Origin of the sequence: Anaerotruncus sp. AF02-27 (assembly GCF_003465835.1) — a bacterium.
Classification (GTDB): Bacteria; Bacillota; Clostridia; order Oscillospirales; family Ruminococcaceae; genus Anaerotruncus; species Anaerotruncus rubiinfantis.
The window spans coordinates 46,832-53,942 of the sequence record NZ_QSBX01000001.1 but is presented as its reverse complement, the minus strand read 5'-3'; the positions used below and the strand labels follow the sequence as shown (position 1 = coordinate 53,942).

General features: G+C 57.0%; 9 protein-coding genes. All 9 read left to right on the top strand.

Annotated elements, in window-relative coordinates; genetic code table 11:
* The coding region (locus DWV16_RS00275; protein WP_207661947.1) for a hypothetical protein at positions 1 to 828 on the top strand (828 nt) is incomplete at its 5' end.
* 32 nt (positions 829 to 860) lie between these two features.
* Positions 861 to 1,289, top strand: coding sequence for a hypothetical protein (locus tag DWV16_RS00270; RefSeq protein ID WP_118477506.1), 429 nt, complete (start codon positions 861 to 863; stop codon positions 1,287 to 1,289).
* Between the two features lie 32 nt (positions 1,290 to 1,321).
* Complete coding sequence (locus DWV16_RS00265) at positions 1,322 to 2,176, top strand: conjugal transfer protein TrbL family protein (RefSeq protein WP_118477505.1); 855 nt, start codon at positions 1,322 to 1,324, stop codon at positions 2,174 to 2,176.
* Between the two features lie 184 nt (positions 2,177 to 2,360).
* The gene (locus DWV16_RS19450) at positions 2,361 to 2,531 is read left to right on the top strand and encodes a DUF4406 domain-containing protein (protein ID WP_243007242.1); all 171 of its coding nucleotides are present in this window, start codon (positions 2,361 to 2,363) and stop codon (positions 2,529 to 2,531) included.
* Between the two features lie 271 nt (positions 2,532 to 2,802).
* The gene (locus tag DWV16_RS00255; protein ID WP_243007241.1) at positions 2,803 to 3,231 is read left to right on the top strand and encodes a translation initiation factor 2; all 429 of its coding nucleotides are present in this window, start codon (positions 2,803 to 2,805) and stop codon (positions 3,229 to 3,231) included.
* A gap of 13 nt (positions 3,232 to 3,244) precedes the next feature.
* Positions 3,245 to 3,568, top strand: a complete 324-nt coding sequence (locus tag DWV16_RS00250) for a DUF3848 domain-containing protein (protein WP_118477504.1) — start codon at positions 3,245 to 3,247, stop codon at positions 3,566 to 3,568.
* Between the two features lie 114 nt (positions 3,569 to 3,682).
* Positions 3,683 to 3,940 carry a hypothetical protein gene (locus DWV16_RS00245; protein WP_199719747.1) on the top strand — a complete coding sequence of 86 codons (258 nt, stop codon included), beginning with the start codon at positions 3,683 to 3,685 and terminating at the stop codon, positions 3,938 to 3,940.
* A gap of 16 nt (positions 3,941 to 3,956) precedes the next feature.
* Positions 3,957 to 6,317, top strand: coding sequence for a VirB4 family type IV secretion system protein (locus DWV16_RS00240; RefSeq protein ID WP_370218538.1), 2,361 nt, complete (start codon positions 3,957 to 3,959; stop codon positions 6,315 to 6,317).
* Positions 6,317 to 7,105, top strand: coding sequence for a hypothetical protein (locus DWV16_RS00235; RefSeq protein ID WP_118477503.1), 789 nt, complete (start codon positions 6,317 to 6,319; stop codon positions 7,103 to 7,105). The genes DWV16_RS00240 and DWV16_RS00235 overlap by 1 nt, the downstream gene beginning before the upstream one ends.
* Positions 7,106 to 7,111: the final 6 nt, after the last annotated feature.

Sequence of the window (7,111 nt, the reverse complement as noted above, 5' to 3'; positions counted from 1 at the left end):
GTGGCCCCCAGGGGCGTCCCCGCCGATGAATTGCAGGAGACTCTCGCAGGAGTGATTGAAAATGAGGCACATCCCCCATCCATTCGGGAGTTGAACTGCCTGGGGAAATTGATCCAGCAGATGACGGAGGAGCAGAGGAAGCTCTTGGCAGAAGAGATCCAAACAGTTGAGCTTCCCACAGTCTCTGACGCATACGATGCCGTCCAACGCATTCGCCCAGGCGAAGTGAAATTTGAGAGGGAAGAATTGTCGGAACGCTCGATCCGGCTGGGCGAACAGGACCCCTATATTCGCATCCAACTCCTTCACGACTGGGAGAACCCTGGGGATACTACAGCAGGGATCTGGGTAAACTGCCCTGCCAGCGAGTCGCAGATGGAAAAACTGGCACAGACGGCGGGAGTGGATTCGCTGGATGAGCTGCAGCTCAACATGATGGATGGCCTCTTGGCAACCAGCGACATTCCATTGATTGAGCCGGGCAGCCATTTCCAGTCGTTCAGCGCAGTCAACAATCTGGCTATCGCAATGAAGGAGAAGCAATTACTCCCCGAAATGGGTAAATTCAAGGCGATCCTGTATTTTGAAAGCTGTATGGACTTCAACGAAGCCGCTGAATTGGCCGGTAAAATGGATATGTATGAGTTTTACCGTCAGCCGGAGTTGGAGTGTGAATTCCGTGCGGCTGGTTTTTCCTCCATTGATAGTGATGCATTGGAGGAATTGGAGATCGAGGAAACGCCCTATGGTTTCATCCGAAACCAGCATGACTTGTGTATTGCGGATGAACTGTCAGACAGGCTGTCCTACGGCGGATTGGAGATATAGAACTATTCTCCAGATAGAAAGAGATGATACAGATGAAAACAACCTTTGAAAAGGAGCTGCGCAAGCTCTTTGACCATGACGCGCTGTTCGATGACGCAAGGTTTGTTGGCCGCAGCTGCTACGGCAGGCTGGACGGAGATCTGCGCGTTCAGGCGCAGTTTATCTCACTTAGCATCCAGAGCCAGTTTGACGCTCTGAAAATCTCCCTACTCAACCGCAAGGAGGGTGTTGTAGATACCGCCGTCCTGCGGTTTGACGAGGTGTGGGGGATCAAAAAGACCGCCAACCCCAACTTTCGGGAGGGTGTCCATCCCCATCTCTGGCAGGATGGGAACGAGCTTTGCTGGTATGTTTACCAGCCCACCCCTGCCGATTTTGAAACGCTGTCGGGTCAGGTGGATGGGTATTTAGCAGTGTTCCGGGATCAGGAATTGAGTAGCGGACTCCGGCAAAGCCTTTGAACAGAAGAAAAAAATAAAGGGGGTGATAACCCATCTTCATTTGGGATTTTGTAGCTGACCTGGTGCTGGGGCAGATCTTCGACTGGATCTATGCCAAGATCGTGGAGTTCCTCGGGGAGTTCTTCACCATGATGAACGGCATGGGCACCGAACTGTTCGAGTTCGTTTGGGTGCGGGCGGTGGTGGAGTTCTTCTCCCACTTTGCCTGGGCGCTGTATCTGGTGGGATTGGTGGTGGCGGTGTTTGAGGCTGCTGTGGAATATCAGTCCGGCAGGGCGGGCGGCGTCCGGGAGCTGGCGATGAACGCCATCCGGGGCTTCTTCGCGGTGAGCCTGTTCTCAACCGTCCCAGTGGAGCTGTACAAGCTCTGCATCACCCTGCAGGGCAGCCTATCCACCGAGATCACCGGCGTTTCCCATGTGGATGGGATCAGCAGTATGGCGCGGGCCTCTATGGGTGCGCTCAACGGGTATGGGGCCTTTATCGCCATCTTCCTGCTGATCCTCATGGGCTACTCGGTCATCAAGGTATTTTTTGCAAACCTGAAACGGGGCGGCATCCTGCTCATCCAGATCGCGGTGGGCAGCCTGTACCTGTTCAGCGTCCCGCGGGGATACATGGATGGCTTTTACAGCTGGTGCAAGCAGGTGGCGGGGCTCTGCCTCACCGCCTTTTTACAGTCCACCATCCTGATTGCCGGACTGATGGTGTGGAATGACAATATGCTGCTGGGCTGCGGGCTCATGCTCTGTTCCAGCGAAATTCCACGGATTGCGCAGCAATTCGGGCTGGATACGACAACGAGAGCAAACATCATGTCGGCGGTCTACGCCACCCAGACGGTGGTCAACCTCACCCGTAATCTGGTGACAGCCGCCGCAAAATAGTAAAAAGGAGGCGATCATTTGAAATTAGTGTATATTGCATCCCCCTTTGCGGGGGATGTGGAGCAGAATATTGAAAATGCCAGGGGCTGCTGCCTGGAGGCGATGGGACAGGGGGTCACGCCAGTGGCCCCCCCATCTCATTTACCCACAGTTTTTAGATGACGGCGATCCCGCCCAGCGGAATATGGGGATACAGGCAGGGCTGGAGCTGCTCTCCCGCTGCGATGAGCTGTGGGTGTGCGGGCCGGAGATCTCAGCCGGGATGCAGCGGGAAATCCAGTTCGCAAAAGGGCTGGGAATCCCCATCCGGCAGATGGCGCCGGTCCAGCAGGCGGGACCGGCCCTGTCGCTGTGACACTGGGCAGCCTCTTTGACGGGATTGGGGGATTTCCGCTGGCAGCGGTCCGCAGCGCGTCCGACTCCGCCCGCGTTGGGAAACTCGGCAGCCGTTCCCTGTATGGGGTACATCATGCAGGGCATAGAATTAGCGCTGCGGACAGCCGGATAAAACTTTGTTGGTTGTGCGCTGTTTCCACTCCATATCTTCGTTGGCTTTCGTGAATAGCTTTGCCAGTCCCTTTGGGGTATACTTTCGTTACGATCAAGCGGAGAAAGGAGGAAATCAAATGGAAAACCGCCGCAATCTATGCGCGCAAATCCCCATACCGCTGCACGAAATGGTGCGAAAGGAACAGGAGGCCCTGAACCTGACTCTCAGTCAATATGTAGAACGGGTTCTGACCGAATACTATGAACAGAAAGAAGGAAAGAGCAGCATGAACAACAACACCAGAACCCTTGCATTCCAGATCCCGGAGGAACTTTTTAACCGAATCCAGAGCTATCTGGACGCCCAGCGGCAGCAGACCGGCCAAAAGATCACTCTGAAGTCCTTCGCCATCGGTCTCATTGAGCAGGTGGTAGAGGAATGGGAGGCGAAAAGCAGTTCCCCGGTCGGTGGCGAAAAATGGGAAGAAAATAGCAGATCCCCGGTCGGTGGTGAGGAATGGGAAGAAAACAGCAGCTCCCCAGTTGGCGGCGAGGATGTCGAATAAGGAGGGCCTCCCTATGGATTACTGTAAAGAATTGCAGGATAAACTGGAGGAAAGTTATCACCAGCTGATACAGCGGTGGATGGCGTCTACATCGGAACAATTGATCGAGGCGGCGGAAGAAATATCCGCCGCCCAGTTTATCTATCACAACCTGGCCGACAGCATCCATGAGGAGGACGCCGCATTCCTGTTCCATCTGGATGACCCCCTGGAAACCATGACCAACAAATGGATCGAAGAAAACGGCTGGGGTATAGTGCATGACGAGGAGATCCGGCACTGTATTTACTCTCTGCGGGAGGAGACGGAGGAATTCTGTATGGAACCGCAGCTATGACGGATCTGACCAAAGAATCTATGCAGGGTTTGGAGGTGACAAACTATCTATATCTATCCAGACAACCTGAAAGCCGCCCCGACCCTGGGGCTGTGGCGGCTGCGGGATCTGGCGATGGGCGGGCTGCTGGGGGTGCTGGGCGTGGTACTGTTCGTCTACGCCGGCTCCTTCCTCTTTGCCGCCGTCGCCGCCCTGTATCTCTTTTTAACTATCCGCTTTGACGACGCCTGCATCCTGGATTTTCTCCGCAGGGCTGCCGTCTATTTCATCCTGTGGCCCCAGTCCTACCGCTGGGGCCGGAATACCTTGGAGGTGACGCACCATCAAAAGAAACGGCCTGTTCAGAAAAGGGAAAAGCAAGCGAAGGGATAAGACCACCCGCAAGCTCATGAACATCCAAAAGATCACCGGACACAGCCTCGTCACCCTGCATGGGGACGAGGTTGTTCTCTTTCTCATCCAGCCCACCAATGTTTCGGTGCTGTCCAGGGAGAGCTTGCAAGCGCGGGTCAACGCCCTGATGCATGTCCTCAAGGGGTTCGCGGAGGTGGAGCTGCTCTGCCTCGGCTCCCGCGAGAGCTTTGAACACAACAAGCGGTATCTGACCGGGCGGATCGAGCAGGAGGAGTCCCCCGCCATCCGCCAGCTGCTGGAGCAGGACATGCGCCATCTGGACGAGATCCAGAGCCGCGCCGCCACCGCGAGGGAGTTTGTCCTGCTTGTCCGCCCCCGCAACATCGGGGAACGGGAGATCTACCCCTATCTGGGGCGGCTGGAGCGGCTCATCCGGGAGCAGCGGTTTTCAGTGCAGCGGGCGGGATATGACGACCTCAAGCGCATCCTGGCGATCTACTTTGCCCAGGACGTCATCAGCGAGGGGTATGACGATTTTGACGGTCAGCGTTGGCTCTTAAAAAATGGTCAGAGCGACTACAAGGCCGCCAGCGTCATGGACGACGAGCAGGTTCTCCAGACCTTCCTTGATCTCATTGCCCCCTCCGCCGTCAAGTTCGAGGTGGACCGGTATCTGGTGGGCGGGAGCTGGCGGTGCGTCTGGGCTGTGCGGGGGTACCCCGCCTCCACCGAAGAACAGGCCATCCTCCAGCGGCTGGGGGAGCGGGCGGGCGTCACCCTGCGGATCTACACACGGCTGGTCACCCCCGGCGAGGAACGCAAGATCCTGCAGGCGGCGGACAAGGCCAACCGATACAAGAGCGGCAGCACCGACATCAGGCAGGTGGTGGAGGCCCAGAGCAATCTGGAGGACGTCTCCTCCATGATCCGCGCAGCCCAGCGCAACCGGGAGCCGTTCTTCCACACCGCTGTTTACATCGAACTCATCGCCCGCACCGAGCAGGATTTCGTGGAGCTGCGGGACAGTGTGGAGACTGAGCTGGGCCGGGCGAAGATCAGTGTGGATAGGCTGTTCCTCTGCCAGCAGGAGGGGTTCCTCTCGGTGATGCCCTCCGGCTGGAATGTGTTCGGGGAGCAGTTCGAGCGGATGCTCCCCGCCTCCAGCGTGGCCAATCTGTTCCCCTTTTCCTACACCGGGAAAACCGACCACGGTGGGTTCTATATCGGTTACGACAAATACGGCAGTTCCATCATCACCGATCTGGACCGCCGCGCCCAGGACAAGAGCAACGCCAATTTTCTCATCCTTGGCAATTCCGGCCAGGGCAAAAGCCATCTGCTCAAGCTGCTGCTCATCAATATCCTCGAAAGCGGCAAGCGGGTATTGTGCCTTGATCCCGAGGGGGAGTACCGGGAGATCACGGAGGCGCTGGGCGGCAGCTACCTCGACTTGACCGACGGCAGAAACCGCATCAATGTGCTGGAGCCGCGTATGTGGTCGGCAGAGGAAAAGGAACCCGACCCGGAAGCCCCCGCCGCCTTTCAAAGCGGCTCTGTGCTTTCCCAGCACATCGCGTTTCTGCGGGACTTCTTCCGCAGCTACAAACCCTTCACCGAGGCGGAGATCGATACCATCGAGATCATGCTGGGGCGGCTCTATGACAAATGCGGGCTGCGGGACGACACCGATTATTCCAAACTTTCATCACAGGACTACCCCATCCTCTCCGACCTCTATGACCAGATGGACGCGGAATACCAGCGCGTCCGTACCGGCAGCGGCGGGGAGCTGTACACCCCGGAGCTGCTGCGCTCCGCCTGTTTGGGGCTGCATTCCATGTGTAAAGGGGCGGATTCCAAATTCTTCAATGGCCACACCAACATCCGGGACACCCGTTTCATCACCTTTGGGGTCAAGGATCTGATGGAGGGCGGCAAAAACATCAAGGACGCCATGTTCTTTAACATCCTGTCCTATATCAACCACGCCCTCATCGCAGGTGGCAATACGGCGGGTATCTTTGAGGAGCTGCATGTGTTCCTCTCAAACCCTGTGGCTGTGTCTTACATCCGAAGCGCCGAAAAGCGTGTGCGGAAACGCGACAGCCTGATCGGGTTAGCCAGTCAGAACATCGAGGATTTTCTGCTCCCCGGTGTGGCCGAGATGACCAAACCGCTGTTCTCCATCCCCGCCCACCATTTTTTGTTCCACCCCGGAACCATCGACAAGCGGGGGTACATGGAAGCTTTGCAGTTAGAGGAAACCGAACACCAGCTCATCCTCGCCTGTCAGACCGGCTCCTGCCTCTACCGCTGCGGCGCCGAGCGGTACAACCTGGTGGTCAAGACGCCGGAACACAAGCTGGCGCTCTATGGCAAGGGAGGAGGGAGATAATGAACATTGTAGGATACGGCGGCGGGACTAATTCCACCGCCATGATCATTGGGCTGTATCAGCGGGGCGTCCCCATCGACCTGATCCTGTTTTCAGACACCGGTGGGGAGCAGCCCCACACCTATGAGTACCTGCCCGTTATGAACCGGTGGCTCCGGAAGCATGGCCTGCCGTCCATTACCATACTAAAATATACCGACCGCAACGGCGAGCGGCTCACCTTGGAGCAGGAATGTCTGCGCTCCGGGACGCTGCCCGCCATCGCCTACGGCAACAAATCCTGTTCCCTCAAGCACAAGGTGTCGACCCAGGAGAAGTTCTGCAACAACCACCCGGAATGCCGCAAGGTGTGGGAGAGCGGAAAACGCATTGTTAAATTTATCGGGTATGACGCCGGGGAGGAGCGCCGCCGCACCCATGCTATTGTCTATGACATCCAGGATAAAAAATACCAAAACGAATATCCCCTCATCGAGTGGGGCTGGTTCCGGGAGGACTGCGTCCAGGCGATCCAGCAGGAGGGCCTGCCCCTGCCGGGCAAGTCCTCCTGTTTCTTTTGTCCATCGATGAAGCGCAGCGAGATCCGCACCCTCTACCACAACCACCGAGATCTGTATGAACGGGCTGTCGCCATCGAGCAAAACGCAAAACCAAACCTCGTCTCGGTCAAGGGCTTGGGGCGCGGTTGGTCTTGGGAGGATTTTGTACAGGCGGATAAAAACCAGACAGCCCTGTGCGCGCTGTTCCCGGAGAACGACATGCCCTGCGGCTGTTATGACGGGGAATGACGGAGG

Coding starts and splice junctions, on each gene's coding strand:
- DWV16_RS00235 (WP_118477503.1), top strand. CDS start 6,317: ATGAACATTGTAGGATACGGCGGCGGGACTAATTCCACCGCCATGATC.
- DWV16_RS00255 (WP_243007241.1), top strand. CDS start 2,803: ATGGAAAACCGCCGCAATCTATGCGCGCAAATCCCCATACCGCTGCAC.
- DWV16_RS19450 (WP_243007242.1), top strand. CDS start 2,361: ATGGGGATACAGGCAGGGCTGGAGCTGCTCTCCCGCTGCGATGAGCTG.
- DWV16_RS00250 (WP_118477504.1), top strand. CDS start 3,245: ATGGATTACTGTAAAGAATTGCAGGATAAACTGGAGGAAAGTTATCAC.
- DWV16_RS00270 (WP_118477506.1), top strand. CDS start 861: ATGAAAACAACCTTTGAAAAGGAGCTGCGCAAGCTCTTTGACCATGAC.
- DWV16_RS00240 (WP_370218538.1), top strand. CDS start 3,957: ATGAACATCCAAAAGATCACCGGACACAGCCTCGTCACCCTGCATGGG.
- DWV16_RS00245 (WP_199719747.1), top strand. CDS start 3,683: ATGGGCGGGCTGCTGGGGGTGCTGGGCGTGGTACTGTTCGTCTACGCC.